The following is a 24,631-nucleotide window of genomic DNA, read 5'->3' on the forward strand; positions in this document are numbered from 1 at the left end:
TCGCGCGGCGTCGGCCGTCGGATCGAACGCGGGTCCTCATTTCGGCTGACCCCGATTCTGCGGGCCTGTGCTGTGATGGTGCTGTGAAGCAGTGGAACGCGTTGTCGGCCACGGTGCAGGACGTGCTCATCGCGCTGCTCTCGTTCGCCGTGGGCGCGGCTCTGTATCTGTCCGGCCTCTACCCGATGGCCATTCCGTCCCCCGATCGCCCTCTGGCAGTCCGGTTCGGCGTGCTTGCGCTGCTGTGCACGGCGACCCTGCTGCGGCGGCGCACACCGATGTCGGCACTGGTTTTCGGGCTGGTGCCGATCGGCATCGACGCGGTGCTGGGCCCCACCTTGCCGATCTGGATCATCTACTCGGACCTGATCTACGCGGCATGCCTGTACGCCACCCGGCCCCGATCACGCGTCGTGGTTGTCGTGTGCTCGGTGGTCATGGCGGCGATCCCGCTCGCGGTCCTCGTGGCCACCGGCAACTGGCGGCTGATGGCGATCGCGTTCGCGGCGGCGTTCGCGTTCATCGGCATGCCGATCTGGTGGGCGCTGGCCGTGCGCCATCACAAGGAGATGGCCGAGGCCGAACACGCCCGCGCGCAAGCCCTGGAGCTGGTCGCCGAACTGGACCGGCGCGCGGCGATTGCCGACGAGCGCAAGACCATGGCCCGCGATCTGCACGACGTGATCGCCGGTCATCTCTCGGCGATCGCCATCCAGTCCGAGGCCGTCCTCGGCCTGCTCGCCCGTCAGGACGCCGATCCGGCGGTCACCGGTATCCTCGGCTCGATCCGCTCCAACAGCGTTGCCGCCCTGCAGGAGATGCGCGCCATGATCGGGCTGCTGCGCCGCGACGACGGGGGCGCCGACGAGGCCGCCGCGCCACGCGGGCTGGCCCAGCTCCCCCTCCTGATCGACGCCGCCCGGGCCACGGGAATTGCCGTGCGCGTGCGGGATTCGAGCGACAGCGCGGCGCTGCCGAGCGTGGTGGATCAGGCCGCCTACCGAATCATCCAGGAGGGGTTGACCAATGCGATGAAGCATGCGCCGGGCCGCGCGGTCGATATCGCGGTCGACGCCGAGGGCGACGCATTGACGCTGTCGGTGTGCAATCCGCTCCCGGCCCCCGTCGCCCGCGACGGTGACGAGGCAGAATACGCCCGGCGCGGCCTGATCAACATGCGCGAGCGGGCCGCCGCCCTCGGCGGAAGCCTCACGGCCGGACCCGATGACGGCGGCTGGGTGGTGCGAGCCCGGCTGCCGCTGCACGACAAACCGGAGGTGGCATGACGATTCGGGTGCTGATCGCCGACGACCACGGCGCGATCCGGGCCGGGCTGCGGGTGATTCTGGATACCGCCGACGGTATCGAGGTGGTCGGCGAGGCCGCCGACGGCGATATCGCGGTGGCCCAGACCAAGGCGCTGCGACCGGATGTCGTGCTGATGGATGTGCGGATGCCCGGCGTGGACGGCATCACCGCGACCGAGCGGATCGTCGCCGACGGCCTCGCCAGGGTACTCATCCTCACCACCTTCGACCTGGATGAATACGTCTTCCGCACGCTGCGCGCGGGCGCCTCCGGCTTCATCCTGAAATCGGCCTCCGGCCCGGCGCTGGTCGACGCGGTCCGTGCCGTGGCCGCCGGAGACGGGGTGCTCGCCCCGGAGGTCACCCGGGCGGTGATCACCGCCTTCGCCGCCGGCAGCCCACCCGCCGAACCGCAGCCGGACCTGCTCGCCGACCTCACCGACCGCGAACGCGAGGTGCTCGATTGCCTCGGCGAGGGCCTGTCCAACGCACAGATCGCCGGGCGCCTCTACATCGGCGAGGCCACCGTGAAGACGCACGTCTCGCGGGTGCTGACCAAGCTCGGCGTGCGCTCCCGGGTCCAGGCCGCCATCCTCGCCCGCGAGGCCGGTCAGCGCTGACATGCGACCTTGCCCCGAGATCGACATAGTGAGATGATTCGAATATAAGTCTCTCATTGTCGAGTGATCAAAGGAGATCACCCATGACCGCTTCAGTCGCACGCATCGATCGGAAGACCCGAGAGGACCGGCGGCCGTTCGGGCCGGGCTCGCGCATGTGGGACGAGGCCGGGCTGATCACCTTCTCCCTGACCGGCGGGTCGGCATTTCTGCTGCAGACGATGGAACCCACGATCGCCGCTGTGGTGGACGAACATTCGACCTTCCGCACCGACCCGCTCGGCCGCGCGGCCCGCAGTATCGCCTCGGTGATGATGTGGATCTACGCGGGCGAGGAGGCCCTGGCCGAGGCGGATCGGCTGCGCACCATGCACGCGACGCTGAACACCGTCGACGCCCACGGCGTCCGGCACACCGCGCTGTCGTCGGGTCCCTGGGCGTGGGTGCTGCACACGGCCGTCTACGCCTACACCGAGGGCAACCGATACTTCACGCGCCAGGAACTGACCGAGGCCGAAAAAGAGCAGTACTACCGGGAGGTGGTGCAGCTCATGCGCAATTTCTCGGTGGCGCCCAAGGAGATTCCCGCCACCTACGCCGAGTGGGAGAAGTTCTTCGCCGACACGGTCGAAACCCACTTGGAGCCCAACGAGGTCGCCTACGACTATCTACGCGTCATCCGCACGATCGGGCGACCGTCGTTCGTCCCGCGTGCGCTGAACCCGCTGTGGAAGGTGGCGGCCGCGCCGGTCGGGCGGTTGCAGTACTTCTTCACCGTCGGCACCACCCCCGACAGCGTCCGCCGCAAACTCGGCCTGCGCTGGTCGGCCACCGACGAGCTGACCCTGCGCGCCCTCGGCTGGACCATCGGCCGCACCGTGCCGCTGCTGCCGGAACGCCTGCGCTACTTCCCCATCGCCTACGAGGCCCGCCGCCTCGAGCGCGACCGCGCCCGCCTGCGCAAGATGATCGATCTGCGGCCGCTTTAAGTACCCCGGTTCCGGGGGCTGGACCTGCGTCCGGGCAGACTCGATAGTCCTATGGTGCTCCGGACGTTGATCGTGCGCGGCCTGACCGGGCTGCTACTGGTGCTGGGTCTGCTGTCTCCCGTGACGGCGGTCGCCGCGCCGACCGTGCCGTTTCAGTGGCGGCAGGAATTTCTCACCACGCCCGACGGCGTTCGGCTGCATGCCGATATCCTGCGTCCGGCCGGGATCGCCGACGACGTGCGCACCCCGGTGGCGATGACGGTGAGCCCGTATCGCGCCCATCTGGCCTACCTGAGCAATCCCCGGCCACAGGGTGGCCCGTCCACCGAGAACCTGCAGACCGAGATGTTCCTGCAGGCCGGGTACACCTATGTGATCGTGGATCTGCGGGGGTTCGGCGGGTCGAGCGGATGCCCCGATTTCGGCGGCCCCGGTGAGCGTGAGGATGTGCGGACCGCCGTGGAATGGGCTGCGCGCCAACCGTGGTCGACCGGCCGGGTCGGGCTGTTCGGCACCTCCTACGAGGGCTGGACCGGATTGATGGGCCTGGCCACCGAACCGCAGGGGCTGGCGGCGGTGGCGGCGTTCGAACCGGTGGTCGATCCCTACTCCTACCTGTACATGCAGGGCATCTCCTGGAAGTTCTCCGGAAAGCCGGTGACCGAGAACGGGGTTCGGCCCGCCGATTTCGTCGGATTCGAACATCTGCTGATCTCGGCCACCCCCGCGCACCCGGCGGATCCGGCCGAATATCAGGCCGATGCGGCGCGCAATCCGCTCGAATGTGCGCAGCCGTATCTGTCGGAGATCATGAACCACGACGGCGCGACCGAATTCTGGCGCGACCGCGATCTGGTGGATCGGCTGCGCGGCACTACGATTCCGCTGTTTCTCGGGCAGGGTTTCGTCGACTACAACACCCGCGCCTATCGGGTGTTCGACCTCTGGAACGGGCTCGGACCGGGTGAGCACAAGGCCTGGTTCGGGCAGTGGGGCCACCGCACGTGCCACGTGGATTGCGGCACACCGCAATTCGACACCGAACTGCTGGCCTTCTTCGACCGGCACGTGGCCGGGCGGGATGTGCAGGTGCCGGGACCGCGCATCACGGTCGGCCGCTTCGACGGCCAGTGGCGGGGTGAGACGGCGTGGCCGCCCGCGGATGCCCGGCGAGTGCCGGTCTCGCTGCGTCCGGGTGTCTACACCGATCGCGGCCTGATCCCCGGGCCCGATCGGGAGATCTGGTCGATTTCGCAGCCGTTGGCGCAGGATCAGCATCTGTCCGGAATCCCCACGGCCACACTGTCGTTGCGTGGGCCCGCCGAGGCGACCGTCACCGTCGAGCTGTACGATCTCGCGCCGGACGGGCGCGGCACCGTGATCACTCGCGGCATCGCCCCGGTCACCGAGACCGCGCAGGTGCGGCTGCTGGGGCAGGACTGGCTCGTCCCCGCGGGGCACCGGATCGGGGTGCGGGTCACCGATGTGGTCGACGAGGTGTGGTCGCACACCCCCGCCAACGCCCGGGTGACGGTGGCCGGTGGCACGGTGGAGCTGCCGCTGGTGACCGGGGTGCGGCAGTCCGACGTGGTCGGCGCGGTCACCGAGGCGATCACCAAATGGCGCAGGGAGAAGGGCACCACGGTGAGCCCCGATGTGCTGAACAATGCAACGGTGACAGTCACCTTTCCCGACCGTGCCGACCGATGACCGCCGCACCCACCACCGGCGTCGACGACCCCACCGCCGAACGACTGGCGGCCGCGCTGCGCTGCGCCACGATCTCCTCCGACGGTGACGACGACGGCGCGGAGGGCGAATTCGAGCGGCTGGCCGCCCACCTCGAACGATCCTTTCCGCGGGTGCACGCCCACCTGGAGTTGGAGACGTTCGGGCACAGCCGCCTGTATCGCTGGGCCGGAACCGAACCCGGCACCGCGGCGCTGCTGCTGGCGCACCTGGACGTCGTGCCCGTCGACGACGAGCAGCGCTGGACGCATCCGCCGTTCGCCGGGGTCGTCGACGATGAATTCGTCTGGGGCCGTGGTGCGATCGACGACAAGAGCCGGGTGCTGGCGATTCTCGAGGCGGTCGAGGCGGCGCTGGCGGCGGGCCGAACGCCGCGGCGCACACTGTATCTGGCGTTCGGTCACGACGAGGAGGCGTTCGGCACCAGTGGGGCGACGTCTATGGCGGCCCGGCTGCGTGGTCTCGGGGTGCGGGCCGATCTGCTGCTCGACGAGGGTGGGGTGATTCTCACCGATGTGGCCGGGGCGCGGCGGCCGGTCGCATCGATCATGCGCGGTGAAAAGGGCTGGGCGACGGTGCGTTTGAGCGTCACCGGCGTCGGCGGGCATTCCTCGATGCCGGGGCGTCAGACCGCGGTGGGGCGGATCGCGCGGGCGGTGGGGCGGCTGCAGGACAACCCGTTACCGCTGCGCATGACGCCGGTCATCGCCGAGATGCTGAGCCGGATACGTCCCGCCCTACCCGCGCCCGCCCGTCCGGCGCTCGGGCTGCTGCCGTATGCGGGACCGGCGGTGACGCGGGTGCTGGCGGCCCGCCCGCAAACCGAGGCACTGGTGCGCACGACCACCGCGCCGACGGTCATCCGCGGCGGGGTGAAGGCGAACGTGCTGCCGCAGCAGGCCGAGGCGCTGGTGAATTTCCGTATCCTGCAAGGTGATTCGGTGGGCGGCGTACTCGAGCACTGCCGCCGGGTGATACGCGACAGCGGCGTGTCGATCGATCTGCACGGCATGTCCTCCGAACCCTCCACGATCGGCGCCCCCGGCCCGGCCTTCGACCTGATCGCCGACATCGCCCGCACGGTCGTCCCCGGCATCGTGATCACCACCGGCGTCGTCCCGGGCGCCACCGACTCCCGCCACTACGACGGCCTGGCCACCACCCGCTGCAACTTCGCCCCCATCGCCCTGACCAGCGCCGATCTGGAACGCATCCACGGCACCGACGAACGCCTGTCCCGCCTCAACTACGCCCGCCTCATCGCCTTCAACCACCACCTCATCACCCACCTCACCGTCCCGGCCCAGGAATCGACGCGTCAGGGGGCCGAATGAGGTCCGGCAGCAGGTCCAGGGCGCGTAACGCCGCGCGCAGGTCGGTGGCGGCGGTCGGGTCGGTGATGTCGATGCCGGTGAGTTCCTGGATCCGCAGCAGCCGCAGGCGAACGGTGTTGCGGTGGCGGCGTAGGGCTTTCGCGGTCTGCGGAGTCGATCCGTGGGCGGTGAACCAGGCCCGCAGCGTGTCCACCAGCATGTCACGATCGGCGGTGGGCAGGGCGAGGATGGGGCCCAGGCGGGTGCGGACCACCCGGCGTGCTTCGGTCGGGGCCGCGAGAATCAGCAGGGCGAAGGGATCGTCACCGTAGTTGGCGACGCGGCGGTCGGTACCGGCCAGACCGGCCAGCGCCCGCCGGGCCTGCCGAAGGGCTTCCGCGGTGTCGTCGACGTCGGTGTATTCGGCGCTCACGCCGGTCCGGGCCGTCCCGCAGCGCTCGAGTACCCCCTGCAGTATCCGCGGATCCGGGCCGGGGAGCGCGACGACGGCGATCTCCTCACCGGGGTTGAGCCGCCGGACCATCCGCACTGGATCGTTGGGGCGGTGTCGCATGTCGGAAACCGGCGAGTCCCCGCCGTTTCGGCGCTCGCAGACCAGCACCCGGAGGGTTCCGCACAGCGGCAGGCCGAGCGATTCCGCGACCGTGCCGTGCGCGGCCGGTGCGCGGCCGCGCCCGGCCAATAGTGTGTCGACCAGGGCGGTGTGGTGTTCGTAGTCGTGCTGCACCCGCGTGACGGACGCCTGGTGGTACCCGGCGAGAAGGTTCGCGATGCCGGTATTCATCGCTGTGAACAATCGGTCGTTGAGCACGGTCTGTAGCTGCGGGTCCGCATCGCGGGTTTCGGCGAGGATCTCCTCGTTGAACACGCGAGAAGTCTCCAGGACCATCGACACCATCGCCTTGAACGGGAACCCGGCCTCGGCGCGGCGTTCACCGGCCCGATAGGCGTAGTCGAACCGGGCGGCACCGCCGAGCAGGTGTTCGCAGACGGTCTCCATGGCCTCGCGCAGATTCTTTTCCATCAGGACACGCTGCTGTGGGTCGAGGCCGCCGACCTCGGGCACGCTCTCGGGCAGTCGCTGGACCATCCACGATGTCCCGATCAGAGCCGACGGTGCCGACTACTGTGCCACCGCACAGTCCGATGCCGGATTCCGGGATCGTGCGCCCAGTGCGTTCGGCCGCGACGGCGGGCTTTCATAGAAATGGCCAGCAAAATGAGCGCGTCACGGCAAAATGGGCTGACCATAGAGCACAGAGCGTCGTCCGGGAACCGTAGCAGAGCCTTATTGCCGCAATAGCTAATTCATAGCTACATACGGGAAGGGGGCATCGCGGTGACCATGAACACCTCCTCGCGGCCGAACGGCCGACGAAACTCCGGCGGCGGCGCACTCGAGGGTAGCCGAGTACCGGGCATGGGGTGGTTCTTCCTCCAGGTCAATCGCAACAAGGGCCGCGGGAGTCGAACGCCCCAATTGGGCGGTGCTGACCGCCGCCGTCATCGTCGTCGCAAGTAGCGCCGTGACCTGGCAGCGCGCGGCGTTGCGGGTCCTGGGTAGCCTCGGCGGCGTCGTGCTGTTCACCGCGCTCGTCCCGGTCACACACAGCCCCACGGCTCTGGTCCTCGCCACTGTGGTCCTGATCGTGCCCGCGGAGTGGGCCTTCCCTCGGAACTACGGTCTGGGAATGGTTTTCGCGACGCCGTTGGCCCTGTTCATGGCGGAATTCGCGGGTAATCCGTCGGCGCACCGGTTGGTCGTGGACCGGTGGCTCGACACCTGCGTGGGTGCCGCGGTGGGTGTGCTGGTCGTCTTCCTCGTACCCAATAAGCGGGTATCCGGTCGCCTGGAAAGGACGCTGCGCGACGTGGAGGAGATCACCGCGAGCGTCTCGACCGATCCCGACCGGTCCGCGACGCGGGCCCGGCTGGGCGGGGCCCTGGTCGAGCTGCGCGAGGCGGCCGACACGGCGGGCGGGGAGTGGTGGAGCGCACCGCTGCCGGAGGAGCGGATCATCACCGCGGAACGCACCGGTTATCGGACGCTCGCCGAATTGGCGGTCCCGGAGAACACGCGGTGAGCCCCCGCCGGTGGTGCCCAGCGCTGGGGAAAGGGCGACATTTCCGGCGTAATGGTAAGGCGCTGGGGGACAATGGCGCGGCGTAACGTGTCGGTTGGGATCGATGGCCGGGCGGGTGCGGCATCGGTTGGAGAACAGTGGAGGCGGCATGGGGCGAAGCGAGACAGGGGAATTCGACGGGCGCGGTGGGCCGATCTTCTGGCGTGCATGGTTGCCCGAGGGGCAGCCGCGTGCGGTGGTCGGCCTGATTCACGGGGTGGCCGAGCACTCCGGGCGCTACGAGCATGTGGGGCGGCGGCTGGCCGACAGCGGGTTCGCCGTGTATGCGCCCGACCACATAGGGCATGGGCGATCCGCCGGGACGAAGGCCAATATCGACTCCATCGACGGCGCGGCCGACAATGTGGCGGCCCTGCTCGAGCTCGCGTCCGGTAAACACCCCGGACTGCTGCGCTTCCTCGTAGCCCACAGCATGGGCAGCCTCATCACGCTCCGCCTGGCCACCCGGGCGCCGCTGGATGTCGCCGGTATCGCCGTCTCGGCGCCCCCGCTGGTGATCGAGGCGGGCAATCCCGTGCAACGGCTGCTCGCTCCCCTGCTGAGCCGCTTCACTCCGAATCTCGGGGTGCTGCAACTGGATTCGTCGACCGTCAGCCGCGATCCGGAGGTGGTGCACGCCTACGACACCGACCCGCTGGTATTCCGCGGCAAACTCCCCGCCCGCACCGCCGCCGAGATGCTGCAGACGACCGAGACCGTGCGGCGGCGCCTGGACCGGCTCACCGTTCCCACCCTGGTCATGCACGGCACCGGCGACGGACTGGCTTCTCCGAAGGGTACCGACCTCGTCGAACGGGAGGCAGGGGCGAAGGATCTCACAGTGAAGCGCTATCCCGGCCTCTACCACGAAATCTTCAACGAGCCCGAGCAGGACATCGTCCTCACCGACGTCGTCGACTGGCTGGACAAGCACCTCGCGGATCGCTGATTCCGATTGTTCAGCTGATGGCAACCGGACGCTGCTAGCGTGCGCGCGTGTTCGCACGTCTGGTGGTGAGTATCCACGATGTCGCTCCGGGGAGCGACGCCGAGACCACGCGCTGGTGCGCCGACGCCGATGCGTTCGGAATCCCGGTATCGCTGCTGGTCATCCCCGGTCCCTGGCGCGGGACGAGCCTGGCCGACGCGCCCGATTACGGAATGTTCCTGCGCGAGCGCCGCGCCCACGGGGACGAGATCGTGCTGCACGGGTGGGATCATCGCGCGCCGCGGGACGGGTCGCTGCTGCGCCGGGCGGTCGCGCATCTGGTGGCGCGCGGCGCGGCCGAATTCGCCGCCCTCGACACCGCCGCCGCCGATGTCCGGCTGCGACAGGCGATGACGGTGATGGACGACATGGGCTTGGCGACAACGGGTTTCACCCCGCCCGGGTGGTTGGCCTCACCGGCCGCCGTGCGGGTGCTGCGCCGCGCCGGTTTCTCGCACACCACCGACCATTTCGGCGTGCGGGACCTGCGCACGGGCCGCCGCCACCGCGGTTTCGCGCTGTCGCAGCGGCCGGGTGGACGGGGCGAGCGGACCGCGGCCCGGCTGATGCAGGCCCTGGCCCATAGCACCGCCCTGCGCGGCGGATTCGTGCGGATCGCCCTGCACCCCGACGATCTGCATCGTCCCGGGCTCCGCGACGCCGCCCTGCGCTCCATCGAAGCCGCCCTCACCGCCGGCGCCCACGCCATGACCTATGCGGAGGTGATCGGCTGCGCGGGCATGCAAGTCGTCGCGCCGCGGGAGGTGGTCGGCTGATGCGGATCGTGCAGCTCGCCAACTTCTACACCCCGGCGTCGGGTGGGCTGCGCACCTGCGTCGATGAGATCGGCCGCGGCTACCTGGCCGCCGGACACGATCGGGTGCTGGTGGTGCCGGGCACGACCGACGCCGACGAACAGACCTCGGCCGGACGCCGAATCACGGTGCGCGGGCCGCGTTTCGGCAGCGCCGGGTACCACGTCCTGCCCGCGCGGCGCACCCGGTCGCTGCTGGAGCGGCTGCGCCCGGACGTGCTCGAATGCAGCGACAAATTGAGTGTGCGCTGGCTGGCGCCGTGGGCACGACGCACCGGCGTGCCGTTGGTGCTGTTCTCGCACGAACGCATCGACGCCATCCTGCGCTCGCGGGTGCCGCCCGGCTTCCCCCTGGCCACCGCTGCCGACCTCGCCAATCGCCGCCTGTCCGCGCGTGCTCACCAGATCATCGTCACCTCGGGCTTCGCCCGCGACGAGTTCACCCGCATCGGTGCCCGCAATGTGCATCGCATTCCGCTGGGTGTGGATCTGGAGACATTCCGTCCGCTGGAACCGCGCCCGGTGTCACTGCGGCTGGTCCCCGATTCCGGTCTGCCCGGAACCTTTTGTGCGGGTGAGCCTTCCGAACCGGCGCGCAAGGTGGGCCTGGTTCTGGTGAGCCGTCTGTCCCGGGAGAAACGGCCGGGACGAGCGATCGAGGCGCTACGGCTGCTGCGGGACGGCGGTATCGATGCCGAACTGACGGTGATCGGCGACGGCCCGCTGCGAGATCGCCTGCGCGAGCAGGCCTCCGGCCTTCCCGTCACCTTCCTCGGTCACGTCTGCGACCGCCGCACCGTGGCCCGGATGGTCGCCGCCGCCGACCTCGCCCTGTGCCCCTCCCCCGCCGAGACCTTCGGCCTGGCCGTCCTCGAGGCCCTCGCCTGCGGCACCCCGGTGGTCGTCCCGCGGGCAGGGGCCGCCCGCGAACTCCTCGGCCCACCGGGTTCCGGCATCGAATGCGACGGCAGCCCCGCCGGTCTCGCCACCGGCGTCCGCACCCTACTGACCATTCCGGAACACCGCCGCCGCACCGCCGCCCGCCGCACCGCCGAACGCTTCCCGTGGTCCACCACGGTCACCACCCTCCTCGACCTCTACGCCGACTACGCCCCCGCCGCCCAATCCGCTTGACCGGCCCCTCATGTGGCCAGCGTGGCCAGGAACGGATCCATCACCCGCTCGACCAGCGCCTGCCGCTGTCGAATCGGCAGGACCAGGCATTGCACGGTGAGTCCATCGATCAACGCCAGCAGTTGCGCGGCTTCGCTCTCCGACAGTCCGGCGTCGGCGTACCACGCACGCAGTTCCGCGTCCAGCGCCGCGGACTCGCGGGCCAGCTCCGGGTCCACCGCCGCCATCGCGGCGTAGGCGAGCCACACCCGAGCCCGGCGATCTCGACGGTCGTCGAGCGGCAACCAATGCAGGATCGTGTCTCGCAACGTCTTCGGCGCAGCGGCCCGCAGATCGGCAAGGAACCGCTCCCCGGCGTATGCGAAACCGGACCGGATCAGCTCGCTCTTGGTTCGGTAGTAGTACTGCACCTGAGCAGGCGACACCCCGGCCGCCGCGGCCACGGTGCGCACGCTCAACGCGTCGGGCCCCCGCTCCGCGAGCACCGTCAATACCGCCTCCAGCACATGCTCCCCCTGCATCACCGGCCCTTCGACGCGCGCCACCACGCGTATCCGGACCCGGCCACCTCCAACACCCCCACCACCGCGAGCACGACCCCGGCCTGCCGCAACCCCACTATTGGTGTCTCCACATCCCGGAACACGAAATACAACACCACCCCGACAACGACCATCACGACACCGATGCCGATCGACCACTTCGTTCCCACAAGCCCTCCTATACAGACGTACAGTACGACTGTATAGGAACGAGCATCCGGCGGCGTCAGTCGGTGTATATCTTCAGGCCGGGATTGTCAGCGAGCACGATACTGAGCGGCTGGGCGGTGGTTACGGGTACGAGTTGCCCCGTATCGAGGTACCCGGCGGTCCCGCCGGACACGATGCCGAGCGCCTTGGTCCCGGTCACCACCGCACCGCCACTGTCGCCGGGCACAGAGAGAATGTCTGTCCAGAACATGTTGTGGAGGGGAACGTCTCCGTTGGTCGTCAACGACTCATCCACTCCATGCACTGTGCCACAGGTGAAGCCGGTGATAGCGCCGGATTTACAGGCGGGTGCGCCGATCACAGGCTCGGCGACCCCATTGATCGGGATCGCCGGGCCACCGCGCACGCCCACCAGGTTGTTCCGGAAACGGGACTCGGCGGCCGCGTTGACGATCCGCACAATCGCATAATCGCGATCACCGAACACGGACTTCTGAAAGCTGCCGATCCTCTGGAAGGTTCCGAGTTGCTGACCGGGGGGAGGTGCGAGGTCGAGCACGAGGGCGGCTGCGTTCGGCGTGCCCGCGCCGGCACGGTTCAGGTCGCAGTGACCTGCGGTGATATTCACGGTATTGCCGTCGCCGTCGGTGCCGTTGAACCCCGTCGAGCACGGCCCCCCGTTACCACCTCGGCCGTTCGAGATGACGATATACGGTGTCCCGCCGACGACGGCCGGACCGTCGGCAGCGGTGGCCGCAGGCACTGCGGACCGCGCGTCGACGACCTCTTTCCCGTTCCTCCGCGTCGATTCGGTCTCGGCAATGGTCTCGATCGTAAATCCGGCGGTCTCCGCGGCCTTGCGGGCAGCAGGCGTGGTCGGGCCGTCGACCAATGTCACGACCGGACGGCCCGCCTCGTCCAGCCGAACGCCCGCAAGGACGGCCGGATAATCGCGGCGTGCCGCCGATTCGAATTCACTCAGCCGCTGGGCCGCATCAGAACGCTGGAGATATTCCGCCACCGTAAGTCCGAGGTCGCGGGAAATCGCAATGCCCAACTCGGGAGGTAAATCACCACCGATCCCGGGTTCCGCCGACACCGCGGCCGATCCCGTTACCACCGCCGAAGTCGCAACACCACAAACGATCACCACCACACGCGCGACGGAGCATCGTACGGACACTCAGCCTCCTCACTCGTATCTTGCTGACCTCTTTGTCGGTGGGCAAACTTTCATGACCGCAGGACGAGCCTAATTCGTCGCAGTGCGTCGAGCCCCCCAACACGCCTGGGCAGGACTGGCCCCGCGATGTCAGCGGAATGCCGCGGCGTTGCGCACGGCCCAGTCGGCGAAGGCGGCGGGAGCGCGACCGAGGATCTTCTCGACGTCCGGGCTGACGGCCTGTTCGTGGGCGGTTGGGCTGCCGAGGATGTCCAGGGTGGTGTCGGCGACCGGGGCGGGCATGAAGGTGAGCATGTGGGTGCGGGCCTCCTGCCGGGTCCGGTCGAGAAAGGTGATCGGTTCGCCGATGGCGTCACCGATGGCGACCGCCTGCCGGCGTGGGGTGATCGGCGCGGGACCGGTCAGCTCGTAGATCGCCCGGGCATGACCCGGCTGCGTCAGGGTCGTCGCGGCCACGGCGGCAATGTCGTCGGGATCGATGATCGGCAGGGCGACCTCGCCGAAGGGTGCTGCGATCGTGCGGCTCGCCCTGACGGACGGCGCCCAGGCATAGGCATTGGACGCGAAGCCGCCGGAACGCAGGATGGTCCAATCGGCACCGGACTCGGCGACAGCCTGCTCGAAGGCCGCAAAGGCTCGGCCGTGTGACGGGGAGTCCGGGCGGGTGGCCACCCCTTGAGACGAGAGAAGGACCATCCTGCCGGAACCGGCGAACGGGGCGACGACCCGGGCAGGCTCGCCGCCTGCCATCAGGTCTCCTCCGATCAGCAGAAAGACCGCGGCCGCGTCGGCGAATAGACCGGCAGGCGACCCCGAGAGATCGGTTGCGATCGCGCGGACACCGGGCGGTATATCGGCCTGTGTGATGCGCCGGGAGACGGCGGTCACCTCGTGACCCTGCTCGGCGAGGCTGCGGACAAGCGTGCGGCCGACGTTTCCGGTGGCACCCGTGACAACGATCATGTGAAGTCCTTAGTTAGTTGACTGACTTACAATCATGAACCTAGCACAGCCCGGGACGTATAGTTAGTCAGGTGACTGACTTGAAAGCATCCGCGCGCGGTCGGGCGTCGAGCACGAAGCGTCAGCGGCTCATGCGGGCGGCGGCCGAAGTCATCCACCGGCAGGGTGCCGAGCGCACCACCATCGCCGATATCGCTCGGGCGGCCGAGGTCCCGGTGGGCAACGTGTACTACTACTTCAAGACCAAGGATGAGCTTGTCACCGCCGCCCTGACCGAGCACGCGCGGCAGCTGGAACTACTCACCGACCAGCTGGATCAACTCCCCGACCCCCGCGAACGCCTCCGGGGCCTGATCAATGCCTGGGTCGGCCAACGCGACCTCACCGCCCGCTATGGCTGCCCGACCGGCACCCTCGCCGCCGAGCTGGACAAGCGCGACGAGGGTGGCCTGGACCTCGAAGCGGGCAGGGTCATTCGGCTGCTGCTCACCTGGGTGGAACGCCAATTCCGCGAGCTGGGCCGGCCGGACCCCGACGGCCTGGCACTTACCCTGGTGAGCGCCTACCAGGGCATGTCCCTGATGGCCAACGCCCTGCGGGATCCGGAAGTCGTGCAACGCGAGGGCGCCCGCCTGCTCGCCTGGCTCGACTCCCTCGAAACCACCTGAGTGGCGGCAATCGGCTCGGCGCCGAATGGCCGACTATCCCACTGCCACCGGGTGTTCGGTGTCTCGTTCGTCGTGGAGGGTCGGCGAATTCGCGAGTAGGGCTACGCCGCCGATGATCAGGACGGCGGCGGTGGTGAGGGGGATGAGGTCGGGGTAGGCGGCGGTGGTGAACAGGGTGAGGCCCGCGGCGTAGCTGAGGACCGGGTCGGTGATGGTCATGGTGGTGAGGGCGGTGGGCAGGGAGCCTCGGGCGAACGCCTCCTGGGTGAGGATTGCGCCGACAGTGGTGGAGAGGGGAATTCCCAGCAGTGCCCAGCTCGGATGTGGCAGTGCGGCGGCCGCGATCGACACGAGGACGGCCGTGGTGGCCACGCAGCAGCCGGAGGCCATGGCGGTCAGCGCGGATCGAAGTTGTGGCGAGCGGACCGTTTGCGCCGCCGCCGCCAGCAGGATCACCGCCGTCGGCACGACCGCGATGGCGAAGGGCAGCACATGGGCTCGCAGCGCACCGTGCGGCACGCCGTGGGCGATCAGCACCGCCAGCCCGCAGCACACCGCCCCGGTGCCGATCCAATCCCGCCGCAGCAATCGTCTGCGCCGCCGACCGGCGGCCAGCGGGAGCGCGAACAGCAACTGAACCACCAGCAGCGCCTGCACCATCGATAACGCCCCGTATCGCAGGGCCGCGGCATGGATGACGAACCCGGTGGCGCTGGCCCCCTGCCCGAGCAGCCAGCGGCGACTGGTCACCAGCGTGCGCGCGATGCCGATCACCGCCAGCACGCGACCCTGCCGCGGGTCGTCGAGCGCCGCCCGGCGGGCACTGCCCTGCTGCAGCGCCGCCGCGACCGCGAACAGCAACGCCGCCAGCAGTGCCAGCGCACCACCGATCACGTCGCCGTCCCCGATGCGTCCCACCATGGGCCCCATCCTGGGCATTCCGGGTGAACCCCGGTTGTCCCCCGGATGGACGGCCGCCCACGATGATCTTGTCCCGCTACTTGTACTGCGCCAGGCAGGCTCCCTCGCCGTCGAGGACTCCCGTGCGGAACGCGTCGAGGCGGGAGTATCCGCCGCGCACGACCTTTCCGTCGACGTCGCTGGCGACCAGGCCGTCGGCCAGGATGCCCGAGACGGCGGCGTCGACATCCCCGGCGTCCAGGTACGGGTCGAGGGTCTTGTCGGTCAGCTTGGTGGTGATGGCCCCGGTCAGGCAGGCCGTGCGCAGACCCGCCGTGTCGCCGGTCAACGGCAGCTTGCGATCCTGCTGGGCGGCCAGGGCATAGCGGGAGATGAATACCGAGAAGGCGTTGTAGTTGCCGCCCACGACAGCCGACAACGGCTCGTCCGCGCCCGGCTGGGCGCCGGCGCGCTCGGCCAGCTCCGGCACGTCGGTACCGACCGTATTGGAGGCCGGACAGTACGAAACCGGTTCCGCCCCCGCACAGTTCGGCACGATCCCGGAATAGTCGAACCGCGGCGGCGCCTGCACCGGATAGACCCGGCCCAGGGTCTGGCTCAATTTGGTCAGCCATTCCACATCGACCGGGGCCTGATTCTCCTTGTCGCCGGGTTCGAAGGTCTTGGGCAGATCGCCGCGGCGCTTGTTGATCTCCTTGCGGTTGATGCTCTTACAGGCCTGCGTGCCGTCGGTCCACCCGATCTGCACCGCACTCACCCGCTCGAACGCCGACCCGTGCACATTCTCGGGATTGTTGGGATCGCGGTCGCGCACGGCCACCGCCGCACCCAGCACTCCGTCCAGCCCATCGGTGGTGTTGAGCGTGAAATGCGCCGAATTGCCCTCGGCCACATGCCGCAGGAACACTCCGGCAAAGCAGTCGGCCTGCTGTTCGAGCACGATGCCCGGCGTCAGAAATCCGTTGAGCCGGGCCTGATCCTGAAGCGCGTGACCGTATTCGTGCGCCAGCACCATGACCACGGCCATCTTCGTGTACTTGCCGGCGACCAGCGGCAGCAGTTTGCCGCGATCCCACCCGATGGTCTTGTCCAGTTTGCAGTAGGCGGCATTCACCAGGCGATAGGTGGTGGTTTTGCAGAAGGTGACCGCCTGATCCCTGGGCGCGGCCGCATCCCAGGAGATGAAGTGGTTCGCCGGCGCGAACGTGCCGGGAAAGTTCTTGCCGTACTCGACCTTCCAGTACTCCTCGAGGTCGGCGAGCGTATTCAATGCCAGCCGGTCCATCTCGCCGCCGTCACCGTTGTCGGCCCGTAGGGCGGCATCGGGCACCCCGGCCCGCGGCCCGCTGGGACCGCTGCTCTGGGTCGCCCCCGCCACCTGGAACGGATTGTCGTCGGCGGTCGCCACCGGCTGCGGCGCACCGCTCATGGAATCGTTGCCGCATCCGGCCGACATCACCGCCAGCGCCATCAGGCCCGCGACCACCGCACACCGCAGCCGCCCACTGTTCATCACGACGCTCTCGCCTCCCCGAATACCGCTGTCCTACACCCGGACCCATGACGGTCCGGAAAAACCGCGCCAGCGGTCCCCCGTCTCCGAGCGATCACATCGTAATCGGACCCACCGACATCGGCACGGCAACGAGATACAGACTTCAGGCCAGCCGGTCGGCACGCGCGTTGAGGTAGCGCTGCTGCGGCAGGCTCTTCGCCCGGCCCGCCGCGGCCAGGTAGGCGGCGCGCGCGGCGCCACGATCGCCCAGCATCTCCAGCAGATGCGCCCGCACGGCATCGACGCGATGGTCGCCGCCGAGCCGGTCGGCCACCTTCTCCACCAGTTCGAGCCCCTCGCGGGGGCCGCGCGACATGGCCACGGCGACAGCATGATTCAAGGCCACCACCGGGTTGTCACCGAAGGCGAGCAGCCGCTCGTAGAGGGCCGCGATCTGGGCCCAGTCGGTCGAGGCGTAGTCGGGCGCCTCGTCGTGCACGGCCGCTATCGCCGCCTGCAGCTGATAGGGACCGACCGCACCGCGCGGCAGTGCCGCGGTGATCAGCGCGATCCCCTCGGCAATATCGCCTGCCCGCCACCGGCTTCGGTCCTGTTCGGCCATCGGGATCAGCTCCCCTGCCGCACCGGTGCGCGCGGGTCGGCGGGCATCGGTCAGCAGCATCAGCGCCAGCAGTCCCGCCACCTCGCCGTCGTCGGCCAGCAGGCGATGCAGCACGCGGGCCAAACGGATTGCCTCCGAGGTCAATTCGATACGATGCAGGCTCGCGCCCGAGGTGGCGGCGTAGCCCTCGGTGAAGATCAGATACAGCACGTGCAGCACCGCGGCCAGCCGCTCGCCCCGTTCGGCGGGCGACGGCGCGGCGAACGGGATGCCGCTGTCGGCGATGGTCTTCTTGGCCCGGCTGATCCGCCGGGTCATGGTCGCCTCGGACACCAGGAAGGCGCGGGCGATCTCGGCGGTGGTCAGGCCGCCCACCGCGCGCAGCGTCAACGCGATCTGCGAGGGCGGCGACAGCGCCGGGTGACAGCACAGAAACAGCAGTATCAGAGTGTCGTCGGCGTCGGTGGGCGGGCGATCCGCGGGTGGGGCCAGCCAGTCCTGCGGCAGCCGCCACTGCGCGACGGTCTGCTCCCGCTGCCGCCGCGCCTGCTCGCTGCGCAGCAGATCGGTCAGGCGGCGCGAGGCGACGGTGATCAGCCAACTGCGCGGGTCGTCCGGCAGTCCCTGCCCGGGCCATTGGACGGCAGCGGCCAGCAACGCCTCCTGCGCCGCGTCCTCCGCGATGTCGAAATGCCCGTAGCGGCGCACCAGCGCGCCGAGGACCTGCGGCGCCAGGCGGCGCAGCAGGTTCTCGAACTCGCTGCGAGAGATCACATCTCGTCCGCGGACTCCATGATCGGCCGGATATCGGCGTAGGCGTCGGGGTTCATCTGTGCCGGGGCCGGGCATTGCTGCATCCGGCTCGCGATCTCGGTGGCCCGGTCGAAGCTGTCACACTCGACGATCCAGTATCCGGCCAGCACCTCCTCCGTCTCGGCGTAGGGGCCGTCGGTGACGAACGCCTGCCCGCCGCGACTGCCGACCCGCCGGGTGTGCACCGGCGCTGCCAACGCTCGCGTCTCCACCAGTTCCCCCGACTGCTCCAACTCCTTGTTGAAGGCGGTCATGAACGCCACCATCTTCTCGAAGTCCTCCGGCGCCCACGCCGACTCACCGCCCCCACCCATTCCGTCGTAGTCCCGCTGCGAGCCGTAGCTGAGAATCATGTACTTCACGACTGCTCCTTTCGACCGGCACCCCTGCGGCGCTGTTCACCGGGTACGTCGAAGCCGGACTTCATTCTCGGACATCGGCGGATGTATCGGTGACGATCCGCCGAGTCCGCAGGGCGAGGGCGGACAGTCCCGCGATCACCATGTAGATGCCGACGATCCACAGACCGGCCCGCTGGGTGCCGGTGAGATCACGCAGCCATCCGGTGATGTAGGGCGCAGCGAAACCGCTGATATTGCCGAGCGAATTGATCAGCGCGATGCCTCCGGCCGCTGCGGCGCCCGTCAGGAAGGTACCCGGCAGTGCCCAGAAGGTGGGCAGGGCGGCCATGACCCCGACGGCACAGACGGTGACCGCGGTCATGGCGGCGAACGGATTGCCCAGATACAGCGCGACGGGAATGGCCAGGCCGCCGATTATCGCGGGCAGGGCCACATGCCAGCGCCGCTCTCCCGTCCGGTCGCCGTGGCGGCCCCACCACACCATCGCCACCGCGGCGACCACATACGGCACCGCGTTGATCAGCCCGCGCTCCACCACCGAATATTTCACCCCGTACTGCTCCTGGAATCCGGCGATGATGGTGGGCAGGAAGAATCCGAGCGCGTACAGGCCGTAGACGATGCCGCCGTAGATCACGGCCAGCCCCAGAATGCGCGGATGGGTCAGCGCCTTGCGCACGGTCCAGTGTTCGGCGCGCTCGACCGCGATTCGATCGCGTTCGAGTTCGCCTGCCAGCCAATCCCTTTCCGCCGCGCTGAGCCAGCGCGCCTGTTCCGGCCGGTCGGTGAGGAACACCCACGTCACCACCGCCAGCAGCAGCGCGGGCAGCCCCTCGACGAGGAACATGAACCGCCAGCCGCTCAACCCGAAGACACCCTCGCCGTATTCGATGATCAGGCTCGACAGCGTGGCGCCGAGCGCGGTCGAGATCGGCACGGCCGCCATGAACAGCGCCACGATCCGGGCGCGATAGGCCTGCGGGAACCAGTACGTCAGATACAGCAGGATGCCGGGAAAGAATCCGGCCTCGGCCACGCCCAGCAGGAAGCGCAGCACCACCAGCACCGTCGCATTCGGCACGAATGCCATGGCCGTGGCGACAATTCCCCAGCTGAGCATGATGCGGGCGATCCATCGCCGCGCACCGAACCGGTGCAGGGCCAGGTTGCTGGGCACCTCGAGGGCGAGATAGCCGATAAAGAAGATGCCCGAGGCGAAACCGAACACCGTCTCGCTCACAGCGAGCTCTTCTTTGAGTCCGTTGGGGCCGGCGAAGCCGATGTTCACCCGGTCCAAATAGTTGACGAAATACAGCAACCCCAGAAACGGCACCAACCGCAGGCCGACCTTGCGCAGGGTGCTTCGGGAGACATCGGTGGCTGGCAACACCTGCGTACTGTCGGTGTCCGGGCCACCGGAAGTCAACCCCCCGGTTTTCGGTATTACTGCACGCAGAATTCGTTGCCGTGCGGATCGGCCATGGTGGTCCAGGCGCCGCCGAGATCACCGTCGTAGAGCCGCCGCGCGCCGAGCGTCTCGAGGCGGGCGACCTCGGCCTCGCGCCGCTGCGCGCCCACCTCGACATCCAGATGCAGCCGGTTCTTGCCGGTCTTCGGCTCGGGCACGCGCTGGAACACGATCCGGTCGCCGCGCGCGATCCCGGTCGTCTCGTCGACCTCGGCGCGCGGATCCCGGATCGCCGCGAAATCCAGCCAGTACAACCGATCACCGTCGTGCACAACACGGTCCGGCGCGATCTCCCCCGCTGCGACCATGCGGCGCAACAGCGGCGTGTGATTCTCGATCACGTAGCCGAGCGCCTGCGCCCAGAACCGGGCCAGTTCGTTCGGATCCGGTGTGTCGATGACGACCTGATAGCGGATGCTCATCCCGCGACAGTAGCCGCCAGGTCGGTCACGCGGCCGCCGTGCCGGTGGCGGCCGTGGCGAAAGTGCCGTCCAGCCAATCGAAGACGCGCTGATGGGTGATCAGCATCGCGCCCATGTGGCAGTGCTCGCCCGCACCCTCGGCCTCCGTGCCGACGACGAAGTCCTTCGGGCAGGTGAGCGCCTCGTACACGCGCGGCGCCTCCCCGCGGAAGAACTGGTCGTTCTCCGCATCGAGAACCAGTGTGGGACAGGCGATTCGCTCCACCACCCCGGCCAGGGTGAAGTCCGCGGACTTGCGGACGAACTCCGACGGCGAGTCGGCGGCGAAGGTCCACATGCCGTTGCGGATCGCCCAGCGCAACTGGGTGTGGTGGGCGGCCAGGAACAAGGCCACCGGATCGGCGGCGTCGTCGCGACCGGCGTGGATCCATTCGGCCAGAAACGGCGGCAGCATGCGCACGAGCGCGGCATGGAAATCGAACAGGCCGTCGTTGAGAATCAGCGCGGCGATGCGGGGCTCGAAGGCGGCGGCGCGGGCGGTCAGATATCCGCCGAGGCTGTAGCCGTACACCGCAATTCGCTGCGGATCGACCTGGGGCAGGCCGGCGGCGAAGTCGACCACCGGCGTGATCACGGCCTCCCAGTCGGGCCGGAACGGCAATCCCTGCTCACGGATCACCGCGCCCTGCCCGGGTCCGTCGAAGGCCAGGACCTGGTATCCGCGTGCCACCGCGGCCGCCGCGAGCGCGAACCACGCCTCCTCGAGGGTGGAGTCGAAGCCGCTGTTGAAGATCACCGTCGGCCGTGGCGTCCCGGAATCGTCGAGCAGGAACAGGTAGCCGGGAAGGGCGGTGTCCCCGTAGGGGATCGAGACCTTACGCACCGGGGTGTCGAGCAATTCGGCTGCGGCGGAGAAGGTTTCGCGCGACAGCCGCGAAAGCTCACGCACCTGCGGGTCGTCGGCCGGGTGTTCACGCTGATAGAACTCGGCCGTGCGGTAGTAGTTCGAGGCCCGCAGCAGCGCCTCCCGGGCGCTGACCCGCCGCCCCTGGGCCAGGCATTCGCGACCGATCGCATGCACCCGATCGGCGGTGGCCTTCCACTCCCGCAACCAGGACGCGTCGTCGGCCTCGGTGATGCGGGCCGCGGTCACCAGCACCTCGCCCAGATCGGCGCCCTGATAGCAGGCGAAGCCCGCCGCGCGCAGCGTCTCGAACGAGTACGACTCGTCGTCGAACAGGAATTTCATGGCTGTGACCTCCCGATTTACGTCGATACGGCACCGTTTCGCCGTACGACAGCCACAGTAGGCCGAGTTACGATGAAACGCAACCGTATCGTCGTTGGTAGAGTGCTGTCATGACCACCAGACGCGCCCCGGCCGGCGCCGCCGTCCTGCAGCCTCAGGTGACCGCCGCGATCCGCGAGGCGGCCTTCACCGAACTGGCGCAGGTGGGTTACGGAAAGCTGTCCATGGAGGCGATCGCCCGCCGCGCCGGTGTCAGCAAGCCCACCCTCTACCGCCGCTGGCCGTCCAAACAGCAGCTGGTGCTGTCGCTGATCTCCGAGGTCGCGGTGCACGCCGCCGAAACCCCCGACACCGGAACCCTGCACGGCGACCTGCGCGCCTTCCTCGAGGTGACCGCCGCGGGCCTGTCCCACCCCTTGGCCGCGCGCATCATCCCCGACCTTCTCGCCGAGGCGGTCCGCACCCCCGCCCTCGCCGAGGCCCTGCAGACCGGTCTCGGCGAACAACGCCGCCTGCGGGTGGCCGAACTGCTGCACCGAGCCATCGCCCGCGGCGAACTCCCCTCGGATCTGAATATCGAACTGGCCCTGGACTTCACGGTGGCCCCCCTGTTCTGGCGCCAGCTCATGCGCGCCGACGTCACCGATCCCGGCTACCTGGACCAACTCACCGACATGCTGCTGCGCGCTTTCGGCGTCACCTCGAAACCTACTGCCCCGGAATAGGCTTCGCCCGATCTTGGTGATGTCGGCACCACCTCCACGGGGGTGCAGGCCGCACCGGCAATTCGGGTGCTTCCGCCATGGGCTCACCCCGCTGGGGTTCCTACCGTGATCACTGGCTCGTGACCGACCCGGGGCACGGCCTACCGGAGCAGGTGAACCCTTGAGTACCAGGTCTTTTCGGCGCAACATGGCCCGTTGGGTGATATCCGGCGTGGCGATCGCGATGGTGTGCGCCGCTGCCGCCTGTACTGCACAAGCAGGGCCGAAGAGTCCGTTCACCGAACCCGGGCGGGCCCAGATCCTCCGAGCCCTCGACGATGTGGTCCGGTCGGGAGCGCCCGGCGTCCAGGTCGTGGTCACCGACCAGGGGCACGAGTGGACGGCGACCGCGGGGGTGGGCGATATCGCCACCGGTGCACGGTTTCCCGACGACGGAAAGGTCCGGATCGGCAGCAACACCAAATCGTTCGTGGCGACGGTGCTGCTGCAGTTGACCGCCGAAGGGCGGGTGGTGCTGGATGCACCGGTGGAGAGGTATCTGCCCGGTGTGGTCCGCGGAAACGGCATCGACGGCACCCGGATCACGGTGCGGAATCTGTTGCAGCACACCAGCGGCCTGGCGGACTATCTGGATCTGCCGGGCCAACAGGTGGATTTCGACCAGGTGCGGTGGCAGCGTTTCGATGCCGCCGATCTCGTGCGCCGGGCCATGGCGGTGCCGCCGCATTTCGAGCCGGGCGCGAAGGCCGAGTACAGCAACACCAACTATCTGCTCGCCGGGATGGTGGTGGAGCGGGTCACCGGACAGCCGATCGCGGCCGAGATCGACCGGCGCATCATCCAACCGCTCGGGCTGACGGGTACATATTTCCCACCGCCGGGCGATACCGGTCTCCGTGACCCGCACCCGTGGGGTTATCTTTTCCGCGACGGTCACCGCGCCGAGTACACCGACCTGGACCCCTCGTTGTACGGCGCGGCAGGTGCGATGGTGTCCACAGGCGCGGACCTGAACCGCTTCTTCACGGCACTGCTGGCCGGGAAGTTGTTGCCCGCAGCGCAAGTGGAGGAAATGCGGCGGAACGCCGTGCCTGTCACGAACCGGAACGGCCGGCTGTACGGCCTCGGGCTGGGCCACATCTCGGTGTCCTGCGGTAAGGACGTGTGGGGACACGGCGGCGGCATACCGGGTTTCCGGACCGTAGATGGCGTTGCCACCGACGGACGAGCGGTGACCGTGACGGTCAACCAACTCTCCGACAGCGACGCCGAGACAGCCGCGGTCCGCAAGGCATTCGACGCCGCCATGTGCCCTACGCCCTGACCAGTCCCTCGTCCAAAAGGGTTGTCGAAAATCGGATGGACCGCGGCGGCAAGATTTGATTGGGTTGGGCCGATGCATGATCTGTGATGAGTTAGGGCGGGCCGGTATGGCTGAGGAGTCGATCGAGATCGGCGTGCGAGCCCTGGTCGGATCGCGTTTGCGTGACGTGAGCCGGGCCGCTGATTTGGTCGGGTTGCACTTCGGCGAGATCAGGGACGTGCTGACGTGGAAGGGGGAAACCCGAAAGGTCCATGAGCACGCACTGCACCTGCAGTGCCCGTTCCGGCTCGACGATCCAAGCGGCACGCTGCTCGCTTCCCATGACGTGTACTACCCGGCGATCGATCCGTTATCCGGAGAGGCCGGGTTCGGGTGGGACCGCCAGGGCGCGAACTACTTCGACGTGCAAGCGGATTCGGTACGCGCCTCGCTCGATTCGAATCTGTACGTAGTGGAGAATGTGCGAGCCGATCGGCACGGCGGGCTGCGAGTACTCATGTCCGGCGAACTGGCGCTGAACGTGTTCCCGACAACTTCCTTCCGCCAGGAACATTGGCGATACTTCCGGCCGTATCGAGACGAGGACCATCTCGTCGTATTCGACGTGTTGAGCCACTAGGCCGGGCGCAGGCCGTCTGCGGAGGT

Annotated in this window: 25 protein-coding genes; 13 read left to right on the forward strand and 12 right to left on the reverse strand. The window is 68.7% G+C overall.

Going from position 1 to position 24,631, the window contains the following annotated elements:
• Positions 1-83: 83 nt before the first annotated feature.
• From IU452_RS17300 to IU452_RS17320, 5 genes are all read left to right on the forward strand, one after another.
• Complete coding sequence (locus tag IU452_RS17300) at positions 84-1,286, forward strand: sensor histidine kinase (RefSeq protein WP_324192676.1); 1,203 nt, start codon at positions 84-86, stop codon at positions 1,284-1,286.
• Positions 1,283-1,927 carry a response regulator gene (locus tag IU452_RS17305; RefSeq protein ID WP_195110079.1) on the forward strand — a complete coding sequence of 215 codons (645 nt, stop codon included), beginning with the start codon at positions 1,283-1,285 and terminating at the stop codon, positions 1,925-1,927. Before IU452_RS17300 ends, IU452_RS17305 begins: the two co-directional genes overlap by 4 nt.
• Before the next feature lie 83 nt (positions 1,928-2,010).
• On the forward strand, positions 2,011-2,916 hold the full coding sequence (locus IU452_RS17310) for an oxygenase MpaB family protein (RefSeq protein ID WP_195110080.1): 906 nt from the start codon (positions 2,011-2,013) through the stop codon (positions 2,914-2,916).
• Positions 2,917-2,970: 54 nt separating this feature from the next.
• A complete protein-coding gene (locus tag IU452_RS17315) occupies positions 2,971-4,626 on the forward strand; it encodes a CocE/NonD family hydrolase (RefSeq protein WP_416382333.1) in 1,656 nt (551 codons plus the stop codon).
• Entirely contained in the window at positions 4,623-5,999 is a 1,377-nt protein-coding gene (locus IU452_RS17320; RefSeq protein WP_195110082.1) for a M20/M25/M40 family metallo-hydrolase, read from the forward strand. Before IU452_RS17315 ends, IU452_RS17320 begins: the two co-directional genes overlap by 4 nt.
• Here IU452_RS17320 and IU452_RS17325 read toward each other — a convergent pair.
• The gene (locus tag IU452_RS17325) at positions 5,956-7,089 is read right to left on the reverse strand and encodes a PucR family transcriptional regulator (protein WP_195110083.1); all 1,134 of its coding nucleotides are present in this window, start codon (positions 7,087-7,089) and stop codon (positions 5,956-5,958) included. The two genes, IU452_RS17320 and IU452_RS17325, sit on opposite strands and share 44 nt — an antisense overlap.
• A gap of 355 nt (positions 7,090-7,444) precedes the next feature.
• On the opposite strand from IU452_RS17325, the gene IU452_RS17330 reads away from it, so the two are divergent.
• From IU452_RS17330 to IU452_RS17345, 4 genes are all read left to right on the forward strand, one after another.
• On the forward strand, positions 7,445-8,083 hold the full coding sequence (locus IU452_RS17330) for an FUSC family protein (protein ID WP_324192691.1): 639 nt from the start codon (positions 7,445-7,447) through the stop codon (positions 8,081-8,083).
• 148 nt (positions 8,084-8,231) lie between these two features.
• Positions 8,232-9,071: an alpha/beta hydrolase gene (locus tag IU452_RS17335; RefSeq protein WP_195110085.1), complete on the forward strand. Its 840-nt coding sequence runs from the start codon at positions 8,232-8,234 to the stop codon at positions 9,069-9,071.
• Between the two features lie 47 nt (positions 9,072-9,118).
• Positions 9,119-9,886, forward strand: a complete 768-nt coding sequence (locus IU452_RS17340; protein ID WP_195110086.1) for a DUF2334 domain-containing protein — start codon at positions 9,119-9,121, stop codon at positions 9,884-9,886.
• The gene (locus IU452_RS17345) at positions 9,886-11,058 is read left to right on the forward strand and encodes a glycosyltransferase (protein WP_195110087.1); all 1,173 of its coding nucleotides are present in this window, start codon (positions 9,886-9,888) and stop codon (positions 11,056-11,058) included. Before IU452_RS17340 ends, IU452_RS17345 begins: the two co-directional genes overlap by 1 nt.
• Positions 11,059-11,066: 8 nt before the next feature.
• On the opposite strand, the gene IU452_RS17350 is transcribed toward IU452_RS17345, so the two are convergent.
• From IU452_RS17350 to IU452_RS17365, 4 genes are all read right to left on the reverse strand, one after another.
• Complete coding sequence (locus tag IU452_RS17350) at positions 11,067-11,603, reverse strand: TetR/AcrR family transcriptional regulator (RefSeq protein ID WP_195110088.1); 537 nt, start codon at positions 11,601-11,603, stop codon at positions 11,067-11,069.
• Positions 11,579-11,770, reverse strand: a complete 192-nt coding sequence (locus tag IU452_RS17355; RefSeq protein ID WP_195110089.1) for a DUF5708 family protein — start codon at positions 11,768-11,770, stop codon at positions 11,579-11,581. Before IU452_RS17355 ends, IU452_RS17350 begins: the two co-directional genes overlap by 25 nt.
• Before the next feature lie 56 nt (positions 11,771-11,826).
• The gene (locus IU452_RS17360; protein ID WP_195110090.1) at positions 11,827-12,927 is read right to left on the reverse strand and encodes a S1 family peptidase; all 1,101 of its coding nucleotides are present in this window, start codon (positions 12,925-12,927) and stop codon (positions 11,827-11,829) included.
• A gap of 156 nt (positions 12,928-13,083) precedes the next feature.
• Entirely contained in the window at positions 13,084-13,917 is an 834-nt protein-coding gene (locus IU452_RS17365; protein ID WP_195110091.1) for an SDR family oxidoreductase, read from the reverse strand.
• A gap of 71 nt (positions 13,918-13,988) precedes the next feature.
• On the opposite strand from IU452_RS17365, the gene IU452_RS17370 reads away from it, so the two are divergent.
• Positions 13,989-14,585, forward strand: a complete 597-nt coding sequence (locus IU452_RS17370; protein ID WP_324192677.1) for a TetR/AcrR family transcriptional regulator — start codon at positions 13,989-13,991, stop codon at positions 14,583-14,585.
• A 33-nt stretch (positions 14,586-14,618) separates the two neighbouring features.
• On the opposite strand, the gene IU452_RS17375 is transcribed toward IU452_RS17370, so the two are convergent.
• From IU452_RS17375 to IU452_RS17405, 7 genes are all read right to left on the reverse strand, one after another.
• Positions 14,619-15,506 carry a DMT family transporter gene (locus IU452_RS17375; protein ID WP_195110092.1) on the reverse strand — a complete coding sequence of 296 codons (888 nt, stop codon included), beginning with the start codon at positions 15,504-15,506 and terminating at the stop codon, positions 14,619-14,621.
• A gap of 76 nt (positions 15,507-15,582) precedes the next feature.
• The gene (locus IU452_RS17380; RefSeq protein WP_195110093.1) at positions 15,583-17,019 is read right to left on the reverse strand and encodes a metallopeptidase; all 1,437 of its coding nucleotides are present in this window, start codon (positions 17,017-17,019) and stop codon (positions 15,583-15,585) included.
• 145 nt (positions 17,020-17,164) lie between these two features.
• Positions 17,165-18,397: an RNA polymerase sigma factor gene (locus IU452_RS17385; RefSeq protein WP_324192678.1), complete on the reverse strand. Its 1,233-nt coding sequence runs from the start codon at positions 18,395-18,397 to the stop codon at positions 17,165-17,167.
• Positions 18,394-18,789 (reverse strand): YciI family protein, encoded by a 396-nt coding sequence (locus tag IU452_RS17390; RefSeq protein ID WP_195110254.1) that lies wholly within the window; start codon positions 18,787-18,789, stop codon positions 18,394-18,396. The genes IU452_RS17385 and IU452_RS17390 overlap by 4 nt, the downstream gene beginning before the upstream one ends.
• A gap of 70 nt (positions 18,790-18,859) precedes the next feature.
• Positions 18,860-20,185 (reverse strand): MFS transporter, encoded by a 1,326-nt coding sequence (locus tag IU452_RS17395; protein WP_228818173.1) that lies wholly within the window; start codon positions 20,183-20,185, stop codon positions 18,860-18,862.
• 56 nt (positions 20,186-20,241) lie between these two features.
• Positions 20,242-20,688 (reverse strand): VOC family protein, encoded by a 447-nt coding sequence (locus tag IU452_RS17400; RefSeq protein WP_195110096.1) that lies wholly within the window; start codon positions 20,686-20,688, stop codon positions 20,242-20,244.
• 25 nt (positions 20,689-20,713) lie between these two features.
• The gene (locus IU452_RS17405; RefSeq protein ID WP_195110097.1) at positions 20,714-21,937 is read right to left on the reverse strand and encodes an alpha/beta hydrolase family protein; all 1,224 of its coding nucleotides are present in this window, start codon (positions 21,935-21,937) and stop codon (positions 20,714-20,716) included.
• Between the two features lie 110 nt (positions 21,938-22,047).
• Here IU452_RS17405 and IU452_RS17410 point away from each other — a divergent pair, with 110 nt between their 5' ends.
• From IU452_RS17410 to IU452_RS17420, 3 genes are all read left to right on the forward strand, one after another.
• The gene (locus IU452_RS17410) at positions 22,048-22,662 is read left to right on the forward strand and encodes a TetR/AcrR family transcriptional regulator (RefSeq protein ID WP_195110098.1); all 615 of its coding nucleotides are present in this window, start codon (positions 22,048-22,050) and stop codon (positions 22,660-22,662) included.
• 160 nt (positions 22,663-22,822) lie between these two features.
• Entirely contained in the window at positions 22,823-23,986 is a 1,164-nt protein-coding gene (locus IU452_RS17415; protein WP_228817966.1) for a serine hydrolase domain-containing protein, read from the forward strand.
• A 106-nt stretch (positions 23,987-24,092) separates the two neighbouring features.
• Positions 24,093-24,605: a hypothetical protein gene (locus IU452_RS17420; protein ID WP_195110099.1), complete on the forward strand. Its 513-nt coding sequence runs from the start codon at positions 24,093-24,095 to the stop codon at positions 24,603-24,605.
• Positions 24,606-24,631 lie beyond the last annotated feature (26 nt).

It is taken from the genome of Nocardia transvalensis (assembly GCF_015477765.1).
In the GTDB taxonomy this organism is placed as follows: Bacteria; Actinomycetota; Actinomycetes; order Mycobacteriales; family Mycobacteriaceae; genus Nocardia; species Nocardia transvalensis_A.

Excerpts from the sequence above, each read along its gene's own strand:
- IU452_RS17305 (WP_195110079.1), top strand. The coding sequence starts at position 1,283 with ATGACGATTCGGGTGCTGATCGCCGACGACCACGGCGCGATCCGGGCC.
- IU452_RS17310 (WP_195110080.1), top strand. The coding sequence starts at position 2,011 with ATGACCGCTTCAGTCGCACGCATCGATCGGAAGACCCGAGAGGACCGG.
- IU452_RS17320 (WP_195110082.1), top strand. The coding sequence starts at position 4,623 with ATGACCGCCGCACCCACCACCGGCGTCGACGACCCCACCGCCGAACGA.
- IU452_RS17325 (WP_195110083.1), bottom strand. The coding sequence starts at position 7,089 with ATGGTCCAGCGACTGCCCGAGAGCGTGCCCGAGGTCGGCGGCCTCGAC.
- IU452_RS17335 (WP_195110085.1), top strand. The coding sequence starts at position 8,232 with ATGGGGCGAAGCGAGACAGGGGAATTCGACGGGCGCGGTGGGCCGATC.
- IU452_RS17345 (WP_195110087.1), top strand. The coding sequence starts at position 9,886 with ATGCGGATCGTGCAGCTCGCCAACTTCTACACCCCGGCGTCGGGTGGG.
- IU452_RS17365 (WP_195110091.1), bottom strand. The coding sequence starts at position 13,917 with ATGATCGTTGTCACGGGTGCCACCGGAAACGTCGGCCGCACGCTTGTC.
- IU452_RS17375 (WP_195110092.1), bottom strand. The coding sequence starts at position 15,506 with ATGGTGGGACGCATCGGGGACGGCGACGTGATCGGTGGTGCGCTGGCA.
- IU452_RS17380 (WP_195110093.1), bottom strand. The coding sequence starts at position 17,019 with ATGAACAGTGGGCGGCTGCGGTGTGCGGTGGTCGCGGGCCTGATGGCG.
- IU452_RS17390 (WP_195110254.1), bottom strand. The coding sequence starts at position 18,789 with ATGATTCTCAGCTACGGCTCGCAGCGGGACTACGACGGAATGGGTGGG.
- IU452_RS17400 (WP_195110096.1), bottom strand. The coding sequence starts at position 20,688 with ATGAGCATCCGCTATCAGGTCGTCATCGACACACCGGATCCGAACGAA.
- IU452_RS17405 (WP_195110097.1), bottom strand. The coding sequence starts at position 21,937 with ATGAAATTCCTGTTCGACGACGAGTCGTACTCGTTCGAGACGCTGCGC.
- IU452_RS17410 (WP_195110098.1), top strand. The coding sequence starts at position 22,048 with ATGACCACCAGACGCGCCCCGGCCGGCGCCGCCGTCCTGCAGCCTCAG.
- IU452_RS17420 (WP_195110099.1), top strand. The coding sequence starts at position 24,093 with ATGGCTGAGGAGTCGATCGAGATCGGCGTGCGAGCCCTGGTCGGATCG.